A 19806-nucleotide genomic window follows, 5' to 3' on the forward strand; every position below is an offset into this window, starting at 1 on the left:
GGATCAGCCCGCGTAGCGGACGTCCACCAGCACGAACCGGGTGACACCGCCGGGCAGTTCCACGGCGAATTCGTCATCGATGCGTTTCTTCAGCAGCGCACGCGCCAGCGGCGAGTCGATGCTGATCCAGCCCCGCGTCGCATCGGTCTCGTCGGGGCCGACGATGCGGTAGCGCGAGACCTCGCCGCTGGCGAGGTTCTCCAGTTCGATCGTGGCGCCGAAAAACACCGCCTCCGGATCGCTGGGCGCGGTGTCGACGACGCGCAACGCTTCCAGCCGCTTGCTCAGGTAACGCACGCGGCGGTCGATCTCGCCGAGCTGCTTCTTGCGGTAGGTGTACTCCGCATTCTCCGAGCGGTCGCCCTCGGCCGCGGCGGCGGCCAGCGCCTTCACCACCTCGGGGCGGCGCGCGCGCCACAGGTCGTCCAGCTCCGCCTTCAGGCGGTCGTGGCCTTCGCGAGTGATCAGGGCCGTGCTTTTCTCGCCCGGCGGGCGCCAGCGCGACATCAGTCGGTGTCCGTGCGGGCAGGCACGCGCACTAGGACGGCCCGCTCGTAGCGCTCATCAGCCGCTTCGCAGCTGCTTCCATCCTGGCGGAGCGCTCTGCCGTCGTCATCGATGCGGAACCCGTAGAGCTTCTCGGGATCCTGATCGATCGGGTGGCCGGCGGCGGGCTTCAGGATCAGGCAACTGTCGCCGATCTTGTCAATCCACCAGCGGCTGCGCAGCCGACGCTCGGCCCACGCGGGATCGCCAGGGCAGCTGAGCAGGAGCGAATAGTCGCGTTCGGCGTCCGTACCGCTGCCGGCATGTCTAAGCGTCAGTTCGGCGTGCAGATACTCGCACGCTTGGCCAGTCAGCCGGGACTCGCGGATCGTGCCGCGATACTGGCCGGCCAACTCAGCGTGCCGCCGGCCCGGCCAGGTGTGCGTGTCCGCTGGCTCACCCGCAACTGCAGCGGTCGCGGTAATCAGTGCGGCCAACAGGAGTGCATGTCGCATGGCAGCGCCGAGCGCGATCAGCGCCGCCCGCCGAAGATGCTGCCCAGGATGCCGCGCACGATCTGGTTGCCCAGCTTGGTGCCGATGGTGCGCGTGGTCTGCTTGGCCATCGTCTCGATCATGCCCTGGCGGCGCTTGGTACCGAACACCGCGTCCTTGACTGTCTGACCGAAGCCGCCGGCATCCGGATCGTCCTTTTCCGTCTTCGCCGCCGGCGCATTGGCGGCCTGTACGACCGTCTCCGCGCGCTTCGCCAGCAGTTCCGCTGCCGATTCGCGATTCACCGCCGTGTCGTACTTGCCGCCGACGGGACTGCCGTTGCGCACCTGCTGGCGCTCGGTCTCGTTGATCGCGCCCATGCGGCAGCGCGGCGGCGACACCAGCGTCTGCTGCACCGGCGACGGGATGCCCTTGTCCTGCAGCGTCGATACCAGCGCCTCGCCGGTGCCCAGCGTGGAAATGGTCTGGGCCACGTCCAGCTTCGGGTTCGGCACGAAGGTCTGCGCGGCGGTTTTCACCGCCTTCTGGTCGCGCGGGGTGAATGCGCGCAGGGCGTGCTGCACACGGTTGCCCAACTGGCCCAGGATGTTGTCGGGCACGTCGTCGGGGAACTGCGAACAGAAATACACACCCACGCCCTTGGAGCGGATCAGGCGCACGACCTGCTCGATGCGCTGCTGCAGCGCCGGCGGCGCGTCGTCGAACAGCAGGTGCGCTTCGTCGAACACGAACACCAGCTTCGGCTTGTCCAGGTCGCCGACTTCCGGCAGCGTCTCGAACAGTTCCGACAGCAGCCACAGCAGGAAGCTGGAATACAGGCGCGGCTTCAGGATGAGCTGGTCCGCCGCCAGGATGCCGATCACGCCGCGGCCGTCGGTGTTGGTGCGCATCAGGTCGGCCAGTTCCAGCGCCGGCTCGCCGAAGAACATCTCGCCGCCTTCCTGTTCCAGCCGCAGCAGCGCGCGCTGGATGGCGCCCACCGACTGCGTGCTGACCAGCCCATAGCTGGTGGAAATGTCCTTGCGCTCCGCGGCGACCAGGCCCAGCAGGGCGCGCAGGTCTTCCAGGTCGAGCAGCAGCAGGCCGCGGTCGTCGGCGAGTTTGAACACGATGTCCAGCACGCCGCTCTGGGTGTCGTTCAGTTCCAGGATGCGCGAGAGCAGGGTGGGCCCCATCTCGCTGACCGTGGTGCGGACCGGGTGGCCGAGCTTGCCGTACAGGTCCCAGAACACCACCGGGCTGGCGATGGGCGCGTAGTCGGCGATGCCGATGTCCTTCGCGCGCTGCATCACCCGCTCGCTGCCGTCACCGGCCACCGCCAGGCCGCCGACATCGCCTTTCACGTCGGCCATGAACACGGGCACGCCCATGCGCGAGAAGCCTTCGGCCAGCGTCATCAGCGTCACCGTCTTGCCGGTGCCGGTGGCGCCTGCCACCAGTCCGTGGCGATTGCCGAACTTCGGCAGCAGCGTGACCGGGATATCGTCCGTGACGCCCTTGCCCAGCAGGATCGGATCCATGTGCAACCTCGCGTGGTGATGGCGGGATTCTAGCGGCTGCAAACCGCCTCCGGGATAAAGACCTGCGACATCCGACCTTGCCCGCGGTGCGCGGCCGGGGCTACCCTCCCGGCTCACACTCTGGATGCATACCTGATGTCGTTTGCGGTTCCTGCCTGTCTGCGCCACTGGCCCGTTGCGGTCGCCCTTTCTCTCCTGGTGGTCTCGCCGGTGTCGCTGGCGCAACGCGTGTCCGCGAAAGACCGGGCCGCTGCCGAAGCACTGGAGCAGCGCATGGCCGCGGCCGAGAAGCGCTACCGCGATGGCCTGGTGTTGGTCGCCAACAGCGATCCACGCGGTGCGACGGAGAGCGATGCCGCGCTGGAGGACATGGAGGACGTGCTGGCCGCCTGCGTGCAGCAACGCGGTTGCCAGGTGCCCACCCTGCTGGCGACCTACAAGCGTCTGCTCAAGGGCAACGCCGATGCGCAAGGCGAAGATGAGGCGGGGGAGAGTGATGTCATCGACGCGCTGGACGATGGTACCGACCACGCCGTCCACAGCGCCGCCGCGATACCCGAGACCGCCCGCGCCGCCGCGCTGTTGAACGACCAGCGGCACGCGTTCGACCGCATGGTCGAATACAACCCGGCCATCCAGGCCGGTATCCGCCGCTGGCTTACCGACATGCGTCCGGCGCTGATCGACAGCTACGAGAACTACCAGAACATGCGCGCCGAGCTGTACCCGGCGTGGGAGCGCAGCGGCCTGCCGGAAGCGCTGCTGTTCGGCATCATGGCGAAGGAGTCCAACGGTCGCGTGCATTCGACCTCGCGCGCGGGTGCGGCGGGGCCGATGCAGTTCATGTTTCACACCGGGGCACGTTTCGGCCTGGGGCGTGATGCGAGCGGCTTCGATACCCGCTACGACCCGTATGCGTCGGGACAGGCGAGCGCCGCCTACATGAACGAGCGCATGCGTGGCCTCAACAACAACATCGAACTGGCGCTGGCCGCCTACAACGGCGGCGAAGGCCGCGCGGCACGCGTGTACCGCGAGAATCCGGGCCTGGGCTTCTGGGACGACGTGGTCTACAGCCAGTTTCCCGGCGAAACCCGTGACTACGTGCCCATGGTGATCGCGGCGGCATGGCTGTTCCTGCACCCGCGCCAGTACGGGCTGGAGTTCCCCAAGGTCAACGCCCAACCCACGGCGCTGAAGCTGGCACGCGATGCGTCCATCTACGAACTGACCATCTGCCTGGGCAATGGCGGCACGCGCGAGGGCTACATGCGTACGCTGCGCAACCTCAACCCACGCTACCAGCCGGAAGCCTGGATCCCGGCCGGCACCACGCTCAAGGCGAATGCACGCATTGCCAGCCTGTACGCGCGCCACTGTGTGAACGGGCCGCGCGCCGAACTGGCCCGCACCCTGGTGAGCGCCGATCCGACGGGCGCGATCCGGCGTGGATCGCGGGCCGGCAATGTCGCCGTCGGTGATGTGATGCCGGTGGCGGGTGTGCCGACCACGGTCGCCACGGGCGAATCCCAGCCTGCCGAACCGAAGGCCACCCAGGTACGCGAGTACCGCGTGGCGAAAGGCGATACCCTGGGCCGCATCTCGCAGCGCTTCCAGTGCGACCTGAAGAAGCTGGCGCAGGCCAACAAGCTCAAGGCGCCGGCGTACTCTGTGCGTCCGGGTCAGGAACTGAAGCTGGAGAGTTGCAGGAAGTAGCGTGCGCATGGCGCACGCTACCCGTTAGTGCAGCCGGGCGAGCGCTTGTCCCAATCGCACCGGGGATTCCGCTTTCAGAGCAGGCGACAGCGTCGCCGCGCCCGGCGGCAGCAGCACGATGACGGTGGAGCCGTAGTTGAAACGGGCCATTTCCGCGAAACGCTCCAGCGTGACGCCCTTGCCGCGATAGTCCTTGCGGGTAATCGCGCTGCCGTACGCAGGAATTTCCTCGCCGCTCCACACCGTCTCCACGCCGGAGACCAGCAGTGCGCCGACCATGACCGAGACCATCGGACCGAAGTCGGTGTCGAAGTGGCAGACCAGGCGTTCGTTGCGGGCGAACAGGCGCGGCACGTTGGCCACCGCATCGGTGCCCACGCTGAAGAGCCGGCCGGGAACATGCACCGTCTCGCGCAACGTACCGGTCCACGGCATGTGCACGCGGTGGTAGTCGCGCGGCGACAGGTAGACAGTGGCGAACAGGCCGTTGCGGAACGGCGCCGCGTCTGCGGCATCGCCCAGCAGTTCGGCGGCGGTGAACGACTGCCCCTTGGCCTGGAAGATGCGGCCGTCCTCGATGGGGCCGCACTGGCTGATATGGCCGTCCGCCGGCATCAGCAGCGCGCGCGGATCAGGATCGGCGACGCGCGCGTCGGACTTCAATGCACGGGTGAAGAAGGCATTGAAGCTGGGGTAGGAACGCGGGTCGGGGTTGGCGGCTTCGTCCAGGTCGACATTGAACTTCTTCGTCACCGTATCGATCAGCCAGCGGCTGGTGCCCGGCGATGTGGAATACGCCAGCCTGCGCGCCAGCGACGACAGCAGGCGGTGAGGCAGGACGTAGGTCAGCGAGGTCAGCAGACTCATTTCGTCGACGCCTCGGTCAGTGCGCGCAGGTCGGCGGCGATCGCCTTGGGCTGGAACGGTGGGCGGATCAGGCCGGCCAGGCGGCCCTGCGGGTCGAGCACGCCGATCGCCGAGGAGTGGTCCATGCTGTAGTCGTTCGGGTTCTGCTCGAAGCCGTCTCCCGGCACCTTCATGAAGACGAAGCCCAGCGACTTGGCGAAGTTCTCCAGCGTGGGAACATCGGCCGTGGCCGCCATCGTGTCGGGATGGAAGGCGTGCGCGTACTCGCCGATGCGCGTGGGTGTATCACGCTCCGGATCGACCGATACGAACAGCACGCGCGGGCGGGTGGAGTCGGGCAGGTCCTTCCACTGCGCCTGCGCCTGGGCCAGTTCGGCCAGCGTGGTCGGGCAGACGTCCGGGCAGAAGGTGAAGCCCAGGAAGACCAGCGTCCAATGGCCTTTCAGTTCGCCGTCGGTGAGCTGGGTGCCGTCGGACTGGCGCAGCGAGAACGGCGGCAACGGCCGTGTCTGCGGGAACAGGGTGACGGTCTGGGTGGCCGGCCATTGCGTGGCCGGCGTGACCGGACCGAAGAATTTCTGTGCGGCCAGCAGGCCCAGGCCGGCGGCCAGCGCCAGGACGAGGATGAGGCCGATCTTCTTGTTGAACATGCGCTGGGGATTCCCACGATGGAAGGGCGTGGCCGCGGGGCCAAGGGCCGCATGGGCGCGGCAGGAGGCGGCCATGATACCGGGGCAGCCCCTATAATCGGCGGCCTTCGCCGTTCCGGCGTCTCCACAAGCCTTGCCATGACCGCCGACGTCGCCGCCGAACTGCACACCCTCATCGACCTGATCCGCTACGGCGCCAGCCGTTTCAACGCGGCCGGTCTGACTTTCGGCCACAGTTACGACAACGCGCTGGACGAAGCCTCCCACCTGGTCCTGCACACGCTGCACCTGCCGCCGGACCTGGGGCCGGCCTACGGCCAGGCGCGCGTGACCACCGCTGAGAAGGCCCAGGTGCTGGCGCTGTTCGAGCGCCGCGTCAACGAGCGCATCCCGGTCGCCTACCTGACCGGCGAGGCCTGGTTCGCCGGGCTGAGCTTCAAGAGCGATGCGCGCGCGCTTGTGCCGCGCTCGCCGATCGCCGAACTGATCGAAGCCGGGTTCGAGCCTTGGCTGGGCGGCCGCGAAGTCAACCGCGCGCTCGACCTGTGCACCGGCTCGGGCTGCATCGCCATCGCGATGGGTCACTACAACCCGGATTGGCAGGTCGATGGTGTGGACATCAGCGACGATGCGCTGGCGCTGTCGGCCGAGAACAAGGCGCGCCTGCTGGCCGACAACGTGCACTTCCTCAAGTCGGACCTGTTTGCCGGCCTGACCGGCAAGCATTACGACCTGATCGTCACCAACCCGCCCTACGTCACCAACGACGAGACCGACGCGCTGCCGAAGGAGTATTCCTTCGAGCCCGAACTCGGCCTGCGTGCCGGCGACGACGGCCTGGACCTGGTGCTGAAGATCCTGCGCGACGCGCCGCTGCACCTGAGCCAGGACGGCCTGCTGATCTGCGAGGTCGGTGAATCCGAGCGCGCGTTGGTCAAGCTGCTGCCGGATGTCGAGTTCGCCTGGATCGAGTTCAAGGTGGGGCAGATGGGCATCTTCGCCGTCGAATGCGCCGAGCTGATCCGCCACAACGCCCGCATCACCCAACTCGCCGCCGCTCGAAAATAAGGCGGCGCGCACGCTGTCGGCAGCGGTTGCGCCTGCAACCGTCGCGGCCGGCATTGGCGCGCTGCACAATAGGGCGGCCGGCGTGCGATGCTTCGACGCCCGGCACGGATGGTTCCACAGCGGAGCGGCGCTTGAGCAGCAACAGTTTCGGAAAACTCCTCACGGTCACCACGTTCGGCGAATCGCACGGGCCGGCCATCGGCTGCGTGGTCGACGGCTGCCCGCCGGGCCTGGAGATCGCGCCGGAGGAGTTCCGCCACGACCTGGAGCGCCGCGCCACCGGCAAGTCGCGGCATACCTCCGCGCGTCGCGAGGCCGATGAGGTCGAGATCCTCAGCGGCGTGTACGAGGGCCGCAGCACCGGCACGCCGATCGCGCTGCTGATCCGCAACACCGACCAGCGCAGCAAGGACTACACCGACATCGCGCGGCAGTTCCGGCCCGGCCACGCCGACTACACCTACTGGCAGAAGTACGGCATCCGCGATCCGCGCGGCGGCGGTCGCTCGTCCGCACGCGAAACCACCATGCGCGTGGCGGCCGGCGTGATCGCCAAGAAGTGGCTGCAGCAGCGGCATGGCGTGACCGTGCGCGGTTACCTGTCGCAGCTCGGCCCGATCGTGCCGGACGGCTTCGACTGGAAGGCGGTGGAAGACAATCCGTTCTTCTGGCCGCATGCGGCGCAGGTGCCGGCGCTGGAAAGCTACATGGACGCGCTGCGCAAGTCGGGCGATTCCATCGGCGCGCGCGTCAATGTCGTGGCCGACGGCGTGCCCGCCGGCTGGGGCGAGCCGATCTACGGCAAGCTCGATGGCGATCTCGCCGCCGCGCTGATGAGCATCAACGCGGTGAAGGGGGTGGAGATCGGCGACGGTTTCGCGGCCGTCACCCAGAAGGGCACCGAACACCGCGACCTGATGACGCCGGCCGGCTTCCTCTCCAACCATGCCGGCGGCATCCTCGGTGGCATTTCCACCGGGCAGCAGGTCACCGCGTCGATCGTGCTGAAGCCGACCTCCAGCCTGCGCCTGCCAGGCGCGACGGTGGACGTGGACGGCAACACCGTCGACGTCATCACCACCGGACGGCACGACCCCTGCGTCGGCATCCGCGCCACCCCCATCGCCGAGGCGATGATGGCGCTGGTCCTGATGGACCAGGCGTTGCGCCATCGCGCGCAGTGCGGCGACGTGGGCGAGGTGCCGCCTTACGTTCCCGGCAGCGTCGATGGCTGAGCCGCGGCCGCGCGTGTGGGTGTCGCAGCCGCTGTTCGACGACATCGTCGGACGGCTGGCCGCGCACTTCGACGTGCGGTCGACGGCCGAGGTCACCGAACACCCGCCCGAGGCCATCGCCGTCGCGCTGCGCGACTGCGCCGGTGCGCTGGTGACGCTGAACGAACGCATCGGCGCACCGGAAATCGCCGGCGCCACGCAGCTGCGTGCCATCGCCAATGTCGGCGTGGGTTACAACAATCTCGATATCGCCGCGCTGACCCAGGCCGGCATCGTCGCCACCAATACGCCGGACGTGCTGACCGAGACCACGGCCGACTTCGGCTTCGCCCTGCTGATGGCCACCGCACGCCGCATCACCGAGGCCGAGCGATGGCTGCGCGACGGCCAGTGGCAGCAGTGGTCGTTCGGCACGCTGCTCGGCGCCGACCTGCATGGCAGCACGCTGGGCATCGTCGGCATGGGCCGGATCGGGCAGGGCATCGCGCGGCGTGCGCGCGGTTTCGACATGCGTGTGCTTTACCACAACCGCAGCCGGCTACCGGAGACGGTCGAGCGCGCATGCGGCGCGGTGTACGCCGGCTTCGATGACCTGCTCGCGCAGGCCGATCACGTGCTGCTGGTGCTGCCTTACTCGCCGCAGGTACATCATCTGGTCGATGCGGCGGCGCTGTCGAAGATGAAGCCGACCGCCACGCTGGTGAACATCGCGCGCGGCGGCCTCGTCGACGAAGTGGCGCTTTCCGATGCGCTGGCGAACGGGCGACTTGCCGCCGCCGGTCTGGACGTCTACGAAGACGAACCGGCCGTGCGTCCGGAACTGCTGGCACTGCGCAACGTAGTGCTGACGCCGCACATCGCCAGCGCCAGCCTGGCCACGCGCCGCGCGATGGTCTCGCTGGCGGTGGACAACCTGATCGCCGCGCTCGGCGCAGGCCCGGACGCGGGCCATCCGCCGACCCCGGTCAATCCGGACGTGCTGTCCGCCGCCGCCAAAGCCATCACCGCCAAACGACAGGGAGCCTGAGGTACGTCCGCAGGTTCCCCGAGCACAGCCTTCTCCTGTCTGCTGTCTTCATTCCTTATCTCGCGAAAAAATCTTCCATGAGCAACCAGAACCGTACCTTCAACGTCGCCGTCGTGGGCGCCACCGGCGCCGTCGGTGAAACCATGCTGTCCATCCTGGCCGAGCGGAACTTTCCGGTCGGCACGCTCGTCGCGCTGGCGTCCGAGCGCTCGGCCGGCAACAGCGTCGAGTTCAACGGCGAAAAGATCACCGTGCAGAACCTGGCCACCTTCGACCCGGCCGGCATCGACATCGCGCTGTTCTCCGCCGGCGGTGGCATCTCCAAGGAATTCGCGCCGAAGTTCGCTGCCGCGGGCGCGGTTGTCATCGACAACTCCTCGGCCTTCCGTTACGACGCCGACGTGCCGCTGGTGGTCAGCGAGGTGAACCCGGAACAGGTGCAGAACCGTCCGCGCGGCATCATCGCCAATCCGAACTGCTCGACCATGCAGATGCTGGTGGCGCTGGCGCCGATCCATCGCAAGGTCGGCATCGAGCGGATCAACGTGGCGACCTACCAGTCGGTCTCCGGCGCCGGGCGCTCGGCGCTGGAGGAGCTCGGCCGCCAGACCGGCGCGCTGCTCAACTTCCAGGACCCGGATCCGCAGCGCTTCCCGGTGCAGATCGCCTTCAACCTGATCCCGCAGATCGACGACTTCCTCGACAACGGCTTCACCAAGGAAGAGATGAAGCTGGTGTGGGAGACGCGCAAGATCCTCGGCGACGACGGCATCCAGGTGAACCCGACCGCCGTGCGCGTGCCGGTGTTCTACGGGCACTCCGAAGCCGTGGCCATCGAGACCCGCGACAAGATCACCGCCGCCGAAGCGCGCGCGTTGCTGGAGGCCGCGCCGGGTGTCGAAGTCGTGGACGACCGCGTGCCGGGTGGCTACCCCACGCCGGTGACCCACGCCTCCGGCACCGACCCGGTGTATGTCGGCCGCATTCGCGAGGACATCTCGCACCCGCGTGGCCTCAACCTGTGGATCGTCTCCGACAACATCCGCAAGGGCGCCGCCCTCAACGCCGTGCAGGTGGCCGAGCTGGTGGCGAAAAACGGCTGAACCGCTATAGTCGTGGCCGGGAAAACTTGGGGAAGGCCGTGAAACCGAAGCAAAGACCTCGGGCGGCAAGACTCCACCTGGCCGGCATGATCGGGCTGGGGCTGGCGTTGCTGAGCAACGCCGCCCTCGCGCTGGGCCTGGGGGAGATCAGGGTCAAATCGCAACCCGGCCAGCCGCTGCTGGCCGAGATCCCGGTCATTTCCAGCGAGCCGGGCGAACTGGAACAGCTGCGCGCACGCCTGGCGTCGCCGGTGACGTTCGAGCGCGTCGGCCTGCCGCGACCGGAGGGCCTGGTCAACGAACTCGATTTCACCATCGCGCTGGACGACGCCGGGCGCCCGGTGGTGCGTGTCACCAGCCGCACGCCGGTGGACGTGGCAGCGGTGAACTTCCTGATCGAGGTGGACTGGGGCCAGGGCCGGCTGGTGCGCGAGTATTCGGCGCTGGTCAGTGCGCCGGGCACGCTGGCCGCCGCCGGACAGCCGGTGATCGATGCGCCGGCCGCGGCGCCGACCGACATCATCGAGCGGCCGGTCGACCCGGTCGCCACCAGCACGCCCACTGAGCCAGAACCGACACCTCAGGCCACGCCGGAAGCGCCCGTGCGTCCGGCCCCGCCGCCAGCACCGGCCGTGGCGGCCACGCCGGCGCCTTCCGTCGCGTCCGGCGATACGCTGGCGCCGGTGCGTCGAGGCCAGTCGCTGTCGCAGATCGCGGCGCCGCTGGCGCGCGAGCAGGGCTACACGCTGGACCAGGCCATGGTGGCACTGCTGCGGGCCAATCCCGAAGCCTTCATCAATGGCAACGTCAATCTGCTGAAGCAGGGCGCGGTGTTGCGCGTGCCGGAGTCGGCGGAGGCGCAGACCATCCTGGAGAGCGAGGCTGCCGCACTGGTGCGCAGCCAGATCGCCGAATGGCGCCGCGCGCGGGCGCCGATCCCGCAGCCGGCCGCCGTGGTCGAACCGGCGATCGCCCCCGCGCAGGCCGCCACGCCATCACGTGCGCCGCCGGTGGCGGGCGCGCGCCTGGAAATCGCACCCGCGGCCACGAGCACGACGGGTTCTGGAACGCAGTCCGGCGTCAGCGCCGGCGGTGAGGGCGAGATGTTGGCGAACGAACAGTTGCAGCAGTCGAAGGAAGACCTGGCCGCGCGCGAGGCCGAAGTGCAGGAACTGCGCTCTCAGGTCGCGGACCTGGAAAAGCTCAAGGCGCAGCAGGAGAAGCTGCTGGCCATGAAGGACAGCGACCTGGCCGCCGCCCAGCAGCGGCTGGCGCAGGGCAATGGCAGCGACGGCAGCGTGCCGGTGTGGGCGTGGGCGGGCTTCGGCCTGCTGTTCGTCGGCGCGCTGGCCTGGGGATTCGCGCAGCGCCGCCAGCGCGTGTCGCCGTCGCCGGTGCCGCGGAACCCCGTGTTCGATGGTGCATCGCCGGGCAGCCGGGCCGCCGAACTGGCCGCCGGCATGCCGGCGGCGCCGGCCGCCGCACCGGAACCGGTCTCCAGTCCGGTGCTGGAGCCGGTCGTGATCGTCCCCGCCGCCGCCCCGCTCCGGCCCGCCCGCAAGCCGACGCCGGCGCAGGGTCCGACCTGGCATGCCGGCGGCAGCGCACCCGTTGCGCCGGTGGCGACGGCACCGGCCGGTCGCGACCGCCTGGAGCTGGCGGTGGCCTATCTCGATCTGGGCGACATGGCGACCGCCCGCGATCTGCTGAACGAGGTCGCCGCGGGTCATGATGCGACGGCGCGCGATGAAGCCCTGCAACTGCTGCGCGATATCGGCTGACAGGCACGGAGCGATGCAGTGACGCGCTACGCGCTGGGCGTCGAGTACGACGGCAGCGGATTCCAGGGCTGGCAACGGCTCAGCAAGTCCGGCACGCCGGACGACACCACCACGGTGCAGGCGGCGCTCGAAGGCGCGCTGTCGTCGGTGGCCGATGCGCAGGTCGACACCATCTGCGCGGGCCGCACGGACGCCGGCGTGCACGCACAATGCCAAGTCGTGCATTTCGACAGTGATGCCGCACGCACGCCGCGCAGCTGGCTGCTCGGTGCGACCGCGCGATTGCCGCCTGCCGTCTGCGTGCGCTGGTGCCAGCCGGTGGCGGACGATTTCAATGCGCGCTTCTCCGCACGGGCACGCCGCTACCGCTACACGCTGCTGAACCGGATCGCACGCCCGGCGCTGGAACGGCATTACCTCAGCTGGGAGCGGCTGCCGCTGGATGCCGACGCCATGCATCGCGCCGCCCAGCAACTGGTCGGCGAGAACGACTTCAGCGCCTTCCGCACCGTGCATTGCCAGGCACCGCATGCGATGCGCAACCTGCATGCGATTTCCGTGGTGCGCCAGGGCGAGCGCGTCATCGTGGAGGTGCAGGCGAACGCCTTCCTCCACCACATGGTCCGCAACATCGTCGGATCGCTGCTGGTGGTCGGTCGCGGTGAGCAGCCCGAGGGCTGGATGGCCGAACTGCTGGCCGGGCGTGACCGTACCGTGGCCGGACCGACCGCGCCGCCGGACGGCCTGGTCTTCGTCAGTCCGCTGTATCCGGCCGAGTGGAGCCTGCCGTCGGAAGTCACCCTGCCGGTCGCCACCGGCTGAGGGCGGCCGGGTTACCCTTCCGCCATGCATACGCGTATCAAGTTCTGTGGCCTGACCCGTGCCGAGGATGTCCGCCTGGCGGTGGAGCTGGGCGTCGATTACATCGGCCTCGTCTTCGCGCCGCACAGTCCACGCCGGCTGCTGCTCGGGCAGGCGCGCATGCTGCGCGACCTGGTGCCGGAGGAGATCGCCGTGGTCGCGCTGGTGATGGACAACCCGCGCAGCGATGTCGAGCACATCGTCGAGTCGTTGCAGCCGGATCTGCTGCAGTTCCACGGCGGCGAGGACGACGCCCTGGCAACCTCCTTCGGCCGTCCGTACTGGAAAGCGATCGCCATGGGCGGGCAGGATGAACGTGTGTTCGCCCACGTCTCGGCGTATCCCGGCGCGCAGGGATTCCTGTTCGACGGCCATGCGGCGGGCGAGCAGGGGGGCAGCGGTCAGCGCTTCGACTGGCGGCGCATGCCGACCTCCACTGACAGGCCGTTCCTGCTGGCGGGCGGGCTGTCGCCGGCGAATGTCGGCCTTGCCTTGCGCACGGCGCGGCCGTGGGGCGTGGATGTCTCCAGCGGCATCGAGGCCGCCCCCGGCATCAAGGACGCGGAGAAGATGCGGCGCTTCGTCGACGCGGTGCGCGAGGCGGACATCCTCGCCTGAGTCAGGCCAGCGTGGTACGCAGCCAGGCCGCCAGCGCGGCGATGCGCGGATCCTGGCTGCCGCGCACGGCGCAGAGCGCCCACTCGCCGCCGGTGTCGACGAAACCCCACGGCGCCAACAGGCGTCCACTGTCCAGGTCGGCCTGCACGAGTTCCTGCGGCGCGATCGCCACGCCCAGCCCGGCGACCGCGGCTTCCAGCAGGTAGGTCAGGTGGTCGAAGGCGGCGCCGGTCTGCAGGGTGCCGGCATCCAGTTCCTGTGAGGCGAACCAGCGCGGCCACGCCTGCGGTCGCGATGTCGTATGCAGGACGGCTTCCCCCGCAAGGGCGCTGGCCGGTGCGTCCCGCAGTCGCGCCGCGTGCGCGTAACGCGGACTGAGCACCGGACCGATCCGTTCCGGGGCCAGCGTGTGCACGTCCCAGCCGGCCGGCCACGGCGCCTCGCCGAGCAGCAGGGCGGCGTCCAGCCCGGTCAGGGCGGCGTCGAAGCCGCTTTCCTGCGCCGAGAGGTGCAGCTTCAGCTGGGGCAGGTCGGTGGCCAGCGGCGCCAGCCGGGGAATCACCCAGCGCGCCAGCAGGCTGCCGGGGCAGCCCAGCACGAAGGCCGACGGGTGCCGCTCACGCTGCAGCGCCGTCCAGCCCGCCTGCAGGGTGGAAAACGCATCGCCGGCCACATCGCGCAGGCGCACGCCGTCGGCGGTGAGCGCCAGCCCGCGGCCTTCACGGACGAACAGGGGGCGGCCGAGTGCGTCTTCCAGGCTGCGCACATGCCGGCTGACCGCGCCGTGGGTGACGTGCAGCTCGGCAGCGGCGCGGCTGACGCTGCCCAGGCGGGCCGCCGCCTCGAAGGCACGAAGGGCGTTGAGCGGGGGCAGGGGACGCGACATGGTGTCAGTTTAAGTCACGGATCGGTGATATTTCATTGATTTCAAGGGGGTCATCTGTGCGCTAGAGTGACGGTTCGTTCCCGCAACCCGATGCCCATGACCGCGCCCGCCGACTATCACGCCTACCCCGACGCCCGCGGCCACTTCGGCCACCACGGTGGCCGCTTCGTCGCCGAGACCCTGATCGGGCCGCTGCAGGAACTGGCCACGGCCTACGACACCGCCCGGGTCGATCCGGCCTTCGTCGCCGCCTTCGACAAGGACCTCAAGCACTACGTCGGCCGGCCCAGCCCGATCTACCACGCCGAGCGGCTGAGCCGTGAGGTCGGCGGCGCACAGATCCTGCTCAAGCGCGAGGACCTGAACCACACCGGCGCACACAAGATCAACAACACCATCGGCCAGGCGCTGCTGGCCAGCCGCATGGGCAAGAAGCGGATCATCGCCGAGACCGGCGCCGGCCAGCACGGCGTGGCCAGCGCCACCGTCGCCACGCGGCTGGGGCTGGAATGCGTGGTCTACATGGGCGCCACCGACATCGAACGGCAGAAGATCAACGTCTACCGGATGAAGCTGCTCGGCGCGACCGTGGTACCGGTGACCAGCGGTTCGGCCACGCTGAAGGACGCCCTGAACGAGGCGATGCGCGACTGGGTGACCAACGTGCACGACACCTTCTACATCATCGGCACCGTCGCCGGCCCCGATCCTTACCCGCGCATGGTCCGCGACTTCAATGCCGTGGTCGGCCGCGAGGCGAGGGCGCAGATGCTGGCCGACTACGGCCGCCTGCCGGATGCGATCACCGCCTGCGTCGGCGGTGGCAGCAACGCGATCGGCCTGTTCCACGCCTTCCTCAACGATCCCGGCGTGCGCATCGTTGGTGCCGAAGCGGCGGGCGACGGCATCGAGACCGGTCGCCACGCCTCGTCGCTGTCGGCCGGCCGCATCGGCGTGCTGCATGGCAACCGCACCTACGTGATCTGCGACGACGACGGGCAGATCATCGAAACGCATTCCATCTCCGCCGGCCTGGACTACCCGGGCGTCGGGCCGGAGCACGCCTTCCTGAAGGACAGCGGTCGCGCCGACTATGTAGGCGTGACCGACGACGAGGCGCTGGCGGCGTTCCACCGCCTGACCCGCACGGAGGGCATCCTGCCGGCGCTGGAATCCAGCCACGCCGTGGCCCAGGCGATCAAGCTGGCGCGCGAGCTGCCGAAGGACCAGCTGGTGCTGTGCAACCTGTCCGGCCGCGGCGACAAGGATGTGCACACGATCGCCGCGCGCGAGGGGATCAGCCTGTGAGCCGTTTCGAACAGAAATTCGCCGAACTGAAGGCCGCCCACCGCAAGGCCCTGGTGCCGTTCATCACTGCCGGCGATCCGGCGCTGGAGTCCACCGTGCCGGTGATGCATGCGCTGGTTGCCGTCGGGGCGGATGTCATCGAGCTCGGCGTGCCGTTCTCCGATCCGATGGCCGATGGCCCCGTCATCCAGCGCAGTTCGGAGCGCGCCCTGGCGCGGGGTGCCGGCCTGCGCTACGTGCTGGAAGCGGTCGAGGTGTTCCGCCAGCAGGACGACGGCACGCCGATCGTGTTGATGGGCTACCTGAACCCGGTGGAGATCCACGGCGCGGAGCGTTTCGCCCGCGAGGCCGTCGCCGCCGGCGTGGACGGCGTGCTGCTGGTCGACCTGCCGCCGGAGGAAGCGGAGGAAACGCGCGCGGTCTTCAACCGCGAGGGCCTGGCCCTGATCGCGCTGGCCTCGCCGACCACCTCGCCCGAGCGCCTGCGGATGCTGTGCGACACCGCGCAGGGCTACCTGTACTACGTCAGCTTCGCCGGCGTGACCGGCGCGTCCGACCGGCTGGATACCGCCGCGGCGGGCGCACGGCTGAAGCAGTTGCGGGCGAACTCGCGCGTGCCCGTGGTGGCCGGTTTCGGCATCAAGGATGCCGCCAGCGCGGCCGCGATGGCGACCGATGCCGATGGCGTGGTGGTCGGCAGCGCGCTGGTGGCGGCACTGGCCGACGCTGGTGGCGATGCCCCGGCGCAGGCATCGGCCTTCCTGGCGCCGCTGCGGGCGGCGCTGGACGGCTGAACCACCGTACGGTTGTGCATGGACGACTGAGCTAAACTGCCGCGCTAATCCATGAGGCCCCGTCAGGGGCAGGCAGCAAGACCACGCATGAGCTGGCTCAGCAAACTGATGCCGTCGGGCATCCGCACCGAGGGCAACGCGGGCAAGAGCAAACGCAGCGTCCCCGAGGGCCTGTGGGAAAAATGCGACCGCTGCGGCGCGGTGCTGTACCGGCCGGAGCTGGAGGAAAACCTGGAGGTCTGCCCGAAGTGCAGCTTCCACATGCCGATCCGCGCCCGCGCGCGCCTGGCGGCGCTGTTCGATCCGGGCAGCACCCGCGAAATCGGCGCGGCGCTCGGCCCGACCGACGTGCTGAAGTTCAAGGACCAGAAGAAGTACGCCGACCGCATCAAGGCCGCGCAGAAGAGCACCGGCGAGCGCGATGCGCTTATCACGCTGCAGGGCACCCTGAAGGGCCGCGACCTGGTCGCCAGTTCCTTCGATTTCGCCTACATGGGCGGTTCGATGGGCTCGGTGGTGGGCGAGCGTTTCTCGCTCGGCGCCGAGAAGGCGCTGGAGATCGGTTCGCCGTTCGTGTGCTTCTCCGCCAGCGGCGGCGCGCGCATGCAGGAAAGCCTGTTCTCGCTGATGCAGATGGCCAAGACCTCGGCCGCGCTCGGTCGCCTGCGCGAGGCCGGACTGCCGTACATCTCGGTGATGACGCATCCCACCACCGGCGGCGTCTCGGCCAGCTTCGCGATGCTGGGCGACATCAACCTGGCCGAGCCGGAAGCGCTGATCGGCTTCGCCGGCCCGCGCGTGATCGAGCAGACCGTGCGCGAGACGCTGCCGGAAGGCTTCCAGCGCTCGGAGTTCCTGGTGGCCCATGGCGCCATCGACCAGATCTGCGACCGCCGCGAACTGCGTGACCGGCTGGCCGACCTGCTGGCGTTGATGATGCGACAGCCCAAGCCGCAGGACAGCGAACTGGTGAGCGCATGAGTCGCAAGTACTTTGGTACCGACGGCATCCGCGGTCGCGTTGGCACCGGCCCGATTTCCGCGGACTTCGTGCTGCGGCTGGGCAACGCGCTGGGTCGCGTGCTGTGCGAAAAGGCCGGTGATGCCCGGCCGGTGGTGGTGATCGGCAAGGACACGCGCATTTCCGGCTACATGTTCGAGGCCGCGCTGGAAGCTGGCCTGGTCGCCGCCGGCGCCGACGTGCAGCTGATGGGGCCGATGCCGACGCCGGCCGTGGCCTTCCTGACCCGCACGCTGGGCGCCGACGCCGGCATCGTGATCAGCGCCTCGCACAACCCGCACTACGACAATGGCATCAAGTTCTTCTCGGCCGAAGGCGAAAAGCTGGACGACGCCACCGAGGCGGCCATCGAAGCCGCGCTGGATGCACCGTTCTTCACCGCCGAGTCCGAAAAGCTCGGCAAGGCGATCCGCACGCGCGACGCGGTGGGCCGCTACATGGAGTTCTGCAAGGCCAGCGTGCCGCGCCGCTTCGACCTCAAGGGGCTGAAGCTGGTGCTGGACTGCGCCCACGGCGCGACGTACCACATCGCACCGCTGCTGTTCCGCGAACTGGGTGCCGAGGTGATCACCATCGGCGTGGAGCCGAACGGCATCAACATCAACGATGGCGTGGGTTCCATGCACCTCGACAGCCTGGCCGCGAAGGTCCGCGAAACCGGCGCGCACCTGGGTATCGCCTTCGATGGCGACGGCGACCGCGTGCTGATGGCGGACGGGCAGGGCACGCCGGTGGACGGCGACGAACTGATCTACCTGCTCGCCCGCGACTGGCAGGCGAGCGGGCGGCTGCGCGGCCCGGTGGTCGGCACGCTGATGACCAACTACGGCCTGGAGCGCGCGCTGGGCAAGCTCGAGATTCCGTTCGTCCGCACCAAGGTCGGCGACCGCTACGTGCACCAGGCGCTGGTCGAGGGCAACGCGGTGCTCGGCGGCGAAGCCTCCGGCCACCTGCTGTGCCTGGACCGCACGACCACCGGCGACGCCATCATCGCGGCGCTGCAGGTGCTGGAGGCGCTGAAGCGCCGCAAGCTGTCGCTGCGTGAGGCACTGGACGGCCTGACCATGCTGCCGCAGAAGACCATCAACGTGAAGCTGGCCAATGGCGCTAGGCCGACCGAGGCCGCCAGCGTGCAGGCCGCGCTGGTGCAGGCGCAGGCCGCGGTGTCCGGGCGCGGTCGCGCCTTCCTGCGTCCTTCCGGTACCGAGCCGGTGGTGCGCGTCACGGTCGAGGCCGATGACGAGGCGCTGGTGCGCAGCACGCTGGACACCCTGGCCGACGCCGTGCGGGCCGCCGCCGCGGCTTGAGCCGGATCAATGAATCACTGGCGCGGGAACGATCCAATGGCGTTCCCCGCGAAACAAACTTGCTGGAGCAGAACCGCATGAGTGCCCGTATCCCCACGCTGGACATCACCCGTTTCGACACCGATCGCGAGGCCTTCGTGGCCGAACTCGGCGCGGCCTATCGCGAATGGGGGTTCGCCGGCATCCGCAACCACGGTATCCCGCAGGCGCAGATCGATGCGGCGTATGGCGTCTTCAAGCATTTCTTCGCGTTGCCCGACGAGGTGAAGCAGCAGTACCACGTGCCCGGCAGTGGTGGTGCGCGCGGCTACACGCCGTTCGGCGTGGAGACCGCCAAGGACTCCAAGCACTTCGACCTGAAGGAGTTCTGGCACATCGGTCGCGAGATCGCGGACGACTCGAAGTACCGCGACGTGATGCCGCCCAATCTGTGGCCGGACGAAGTGCCGGGCTTCCGTGAGCACGGCTATGGCCTCTACCAGGCGCTGGACCAGCTCGGTTCTCGCGTGCTGTCGGCGCTGGCGCTGCACATCGGCCTGCCGGAAACCTATTTCGCCGACAAGACCGATTCCGGCAACTCGATCCTGCGCCCGATCCATTACCCGCCGATCACCACCGACGACATCCCGAACGTGCGCGCGGGTGCGCACGAAGACATCAACCTGATCACGCTGCTGGTCGGCGCCAGCGCTGCGGGTCTGGAAGTGAAGTCGAAGCAGGGCGAGTGGGTGCCGTTCACGTCCGACGCCGACACCATCGTGGTCAACATCGGCGACATGCTGCAGCGCCTGACCAACCACGTGTATCCGTCCACCACCCACCGCGTGACCAACCCGCCGGGCGAACAGGCGCGCCAGCCGCGCTACTCGGTGCCGTTCTTCCTGCACCCGAATCCGGATTTCCTGATCGACGTGTTGCCGTCCACCATCACGCCCGACAATCCCAAGCGCTATGCCGAACCGATCACGGCCCAGGGTTATCTGGAAGAGCGCTTACGCGAGATCAAGCTGAAATAGCCGGGATTCGGGATTCGGGATTCGCAAG

19 protein-coding genes are annotated in these 19806 nt (G+C 68.9%); 13 read left to right on the forward strand and 6 right to left on the reverse strand.

Going from position 1 to position 19806, the window contains the following annotated elements; translation table 11 throughout:
• Positions 1 to 3 precede the first annotated feature (3 nt).
• The 3 genes from greB to ASD77_RS15065 are packed head-to-tail and all read right to left on the reverse strand — an operon-like array spanning position 4 to position 2521.
• Positions 4 to 507, reverse strand: a complete 504-nt coding sequence (greB, locus tag ASD77_RS15055; RefSeq protein ID WP_055943765.1) for a transcription elongation factor GreB — start codon at positions 505 to 507, stop codon at positions 4 to 6.
• Positions 507 to 983 (reverse strand): hypothetical protein, encoded by a 477-nt coding sequence (locus ASD77_RS15060; protein WP_156383677.1) that lies wholly within the window; start codon positions 981 to 983, stop codon positions 507 to 509. Before ASD77_RS15060 ends, greB begins: the two co-directional genes overlap by 1 nt.
• Before the next feature lie 35 nt (positions 984 to 1018).
• Positions 1019 to 2521: a helicase HerA-like domain-containing protein gene (locus ASD77_RS15065; RefSeq protein WP_055943771.1), complete on the reverse strand. Its 1503-nt coding sequence runs from the start codon at positions 2519 to 2521 to the stop codon at positions 1019 to 1021.
• Positions 2522 to 2656: 135 nt separating this feature from the next.
• On the opposite strand from ASD77_RS15065, the gene ASD77_RS15070 reads away from it, so the two are divergent.
• Positions 2657 to 4237, forward strand: a complete 1581-nt coding sequence (locus ASD77_RS15070) for a transglycosylase SLT domain-containing protein (RefSeq protein WP_055943774.1) — start codon at positions 2657 to 2659, stop codon at positions 4235 to 4237.
• Positions 4238 to 4261: 24 nt separating this feature from the next.
• Here the strand turns inward: ASD77_RS15070 and asd are convergent, their stop codons facing one another.
• Positions 4262 to 5104: an archaetidylserine decarboxylase gene (gene asd / locus ASD77_RS15075; RefSeq protein ID WP_055943777.1), complete on the reverse strand. Its 843-nt coding sequence runs from the start codon at positions 5102 to 5104 to the stop codon at positions 4262 to 4264.
• Complete coding sequence (locus tag ASD77_RS15080) at positions 5101 to 5754, reverse strand: SCO family protein (RefSeq protein WP_055943779.1); 654 nt, start codon at positions 5752 to 5754, stop codon at positions 5101 to 5103. Before ASD77_RS15080 ends, asd begins: the two co-directional genes overlap by 4 nt.
• Before the next feature lie 138 nt (positions 5755 to 5892).
• On the opposite strand from ASD77_RS15080, the gene prmB reads away from it, so the two are divergent.
• From prmB to ASD77_RS15115, 7 genes are all read left to right on the forward strand, one after another.
• On the forward strand, positions 5893 to 6822 hold the full coding sequence (gene prmB, locus ASD77_RS15085; protein WP_055943783.1) for a 50S ribosomal protein L3 N(5)-glutamine methyltransferase: 930 nt from the start codon (positions 5893 to 5895) through the stop codon (positions 6820 to 6822).
• 131 nt (positions 6823 to 6953) lie between these two features.
• Positions 6954 to 8057: a chorismate synthase gene (aroC, locus tag ASD77_RS15090; protein WP_055943785.1), complete on the forward strand. Its 1104-nt coding sequence runs from the start codon at positions 6954 to 6956 to the stop codon at positions 8055 to 8057.
• Positions 8050 to 9084 (forward strand): D-glycerate dehydrogenase, encoded by a 1035-nt coding sequence (locus ASD77_RS15095; RefSeq protein WP_055943787.1) that lies wholly within the window; start codon positions 8050 to 8052, stop codon positions 9082 to 9084. The genes aroC and ASD77_RS15095 overlap by 8 nt, the downstream gene beginning before the upstream one ends.
• 77 nt (positions 9085 to 9161) lie before the next feature.
• Complete coding sequence (locus ASD77_RS15100) at positions 9162 to 10187, forward strand: aspartate-semialdehyde dehydrogenase (RefSeq protein WP_055943789.1); 1026 nt, start codon at positions 9162 to 9164, stop codon at positions 10185 to 10187.
• Between the two features lie 38 nt (positions 10188 to 10225).
• On the forward strand, positions 10226 to 11968 hold the full coding sequence (locus tag ASD77_RS18640; protein WP_268793389.1) for a FimV/HubP family polar landmark protein: 1743 nt from the start codon (positions 10226 to 10228) through the stop codon (positions 11966 to 11968).
• An 18-nt stretch (positions 11969 to 11986) separates the two neighbouring features.
• Entirely contained in the window at positions 11987 to 12790 is an 804-nt protein-coding gene (truA, locus tag ASD77_RS15110) for a tRNA pseudouridine(38-40) synthase TruA (RefSeq protein WP_055943792.1), read from the forward strand.
• Positions 12791 to 12814: 24 nt separating this feature from the next.
• The gene (locus tag ASD77_RS15115) at positions 12815 to 13447 is read left to right on the forward strand and encodes a phosphoribosylanthranilate isomerase (protein WP_055943795.1); all 633 of its coding nucleotides are present in this window, start codon (positions 12815 to 12817) and stop codon (positions 13445 to 13447) included.
• A gap of 1 nt (position 13448) precedes the next feature.
• Here ASD77_RS15115 and ASD77_RS15120 read toward each other — a convergent pair whose 3' ends face one another.
• Positions 13449 to 14333 (reverse strand): LysR family transcriptional regulator, encoded by an 885-nt coding sequence (locus ASD77_RS15120; protein ID WP_055943800.1) that lies wholly within the window; start codon positions 14331 to 14333, stop codon positions 13449 to 13451.
• Positions 14334 to 14429: 96 nt separating this feature from the next.
• Between ASD77_RS15120 and trpB the strand changes: the two genes are divergently transcribed.
• The 5 genes from trpB to ASD77_RS15145 all read left to right on the forward strand — a co-directional run bounded on the left by trpB (position 14430) and on the right by ASD77_RS15145 (position 19778).
• The gene (gene trpB / locus ASD77_RS15125; protein ID WP_200947414.1) at positions 14430 to 15641 is read left to right on the forward strand and encodes a tryptophan synthase subunit beta; all 1212 of its coding nucleotides are present in this window, start codon (positions 14430 to 14432) and stop codon (positions 15639 to 15641) included.
• A complete protein-coding gene (trpA, locus tag ASD77_RS15130) occupies positions 15638 to 16435 on the forward strand; it encodes a tryptophan synthase subunit alpha (protein ID WP_055943805.1) in 798 nt (265 codons plus the stop codon). Before trpB ends, trpA begins: the two co-directional genes overlap by 4 nt.
• A gap of 87 nt (positions 16436 to 16522) precedes the next feature.
• Positions 16523 to 17416 (forward strand): acetyl-CoA carboxylase, carboxyltransferase subunit beta, encoded by an 894-nt coding sequence (gene accD / locus ASD77_RS15135; protein WP_055943808.1) that lies wholly within the window; start codon positions 16523 to 16525, stop codon positions 17414 to 17416.
• The gene (gene glmM / locus ASD77_RS15140) at positions 17413 to 18762 is read left to right on the forward strand and encodes a phosphoglucosamine mutase (protein ID WP_055943811.1); all 1350 of its coding nucleotides are present in this window, start codon (positions 17413 to 17415) and stop codon (positions 18760 to 18762) included. Before accD ends, glmM begins: the two co-directional genes overlap by 4 nt.
• A gap of 77 nt (positions 18763 to 18839) precedes the next feature.
• Positions 18840 to 19778, forward strand: a complete 939-nt coding sequence (locus tag ASD77_RS15145) for a 2-oxoglutarate and iron-dependent oxygenase domain-containing protein (protein ID WP_055944993.1) — start codon at positions 18840 to 18842, stop codon at positions 19776 to 19778.
• The last annotated feature ends 28 nt before the right edge of the window (positions 19779 to 19806 follow it).

The organism is Pseudoxanthomonas sp. Root65, from assembly GCF_001427635.1.
Taxonomy (GTDB): domain Bacteria; phylum Pseudomonadota; class Gammaproteobacteria; order Xanthomonadales; family Xanthomonadaceae; genus Pseudoxanthomonas_A.

Excerpts from the sequence above, each read along its gene's own strand:
- ASD77_RS15100 (WP_055943789.1), top strand. The coding sequence starts at position 9,162 with ATGAGCAACCAGAACCGTACCTTCAACGTCGCCGTCGTGGGCGCCACC.
- glmM (WP_055943811.1), top strand. The coding sequence starts at position 17,413 with ATGAGTCGCAAGTACTTTGGTACCGACGGCATCCGCGGTCGCGTTGGC.
- ASD77_RS15080 (WP_055943779.1), bottom strand. The coding sequence starts at position 5,754 with ATGTTCAACAAGAAGATCGGCCTCATCCTCGTCCTGGCGCTGGCCGCC.
- ASD77_RS15070 (WP_055943774.1), top strand. The coding sequence starts at position 2,657 with ATGTCGTTTGCGGTTCCTGCCTGTCTGCGCCACTGGCCCGTTGCGGTC.
- ASD77_RS15095 (WP_055943787.1), top strand. The coding sequence starts at position 8,050 with ATGGCTGAGCCGCGGCCGCGCGTGTGGGTGTCGCAGCCGCTGTTCGAC.
- prmB (WP_055943783.1), top strand. The coding sequence starts at position 5,893 with ATGACCGCCGACGTCGCCGCCGAACTGCACACCCTCATCGACCTGATC.
- trpB (WP_200947414.1), top strand. The coding sequence starts at position 14,430 with ATGACCGCGCCCGCCGACTATCACGCCTACCCCGACGCCCGCGGCCAC.
- asd (WP_055943777.1), bottom strand. The coding sequence starts at position 5,104 with ATGAGTCTGCTGACCTCGCTGACCTACGTCCTGCCTCACCGCCTGCTG.
- greB (WP_055943765.1), bottom strand. The coding sequence starts at position 507 with ATGTCGCGCTGGCGCCCGCCGGGCGAGAAAAGCACGGCCCTGATCACT.
- ASD77_RS15065 (WP_055943771.1), bottom strand. The coding sequence starts at position 2,521 with ATGGATCCGATCCTGCTGGGCAAGGGCGTCACGGACGATATCCCGGTC.
- accD (WP_055943808.1), top strand. The coding sequence starts at position 16,523 with ATGAGCTGGCTCAGCAAACTGATGCCGTCGGGCATCCGCACCGAGGGC.
- ASD77_RS15120 (WP_055943800.1), bottom strand. The coding sequence starts at position 14,333 with ATGTCGCGTCCCCTGCCCCCGCTCAACGCCCTTCGTGCCTTCGAGGCG.
- ASD77_RS15145 (WP_055944993.1), top strand. The coding sequence starts at position 18,840 with ATGAGTGCCCGTATCCCCACGCTGGACATCACCCGTTTCGACACCGAT.
- ASD77_RS15115 (WP_055943795.1), top strand. The coding sequence starts at position 12,815 with ATGCATACGCGTATCAAGTTCTGTGGCCTGACCCGTGCCGAGGATGTC.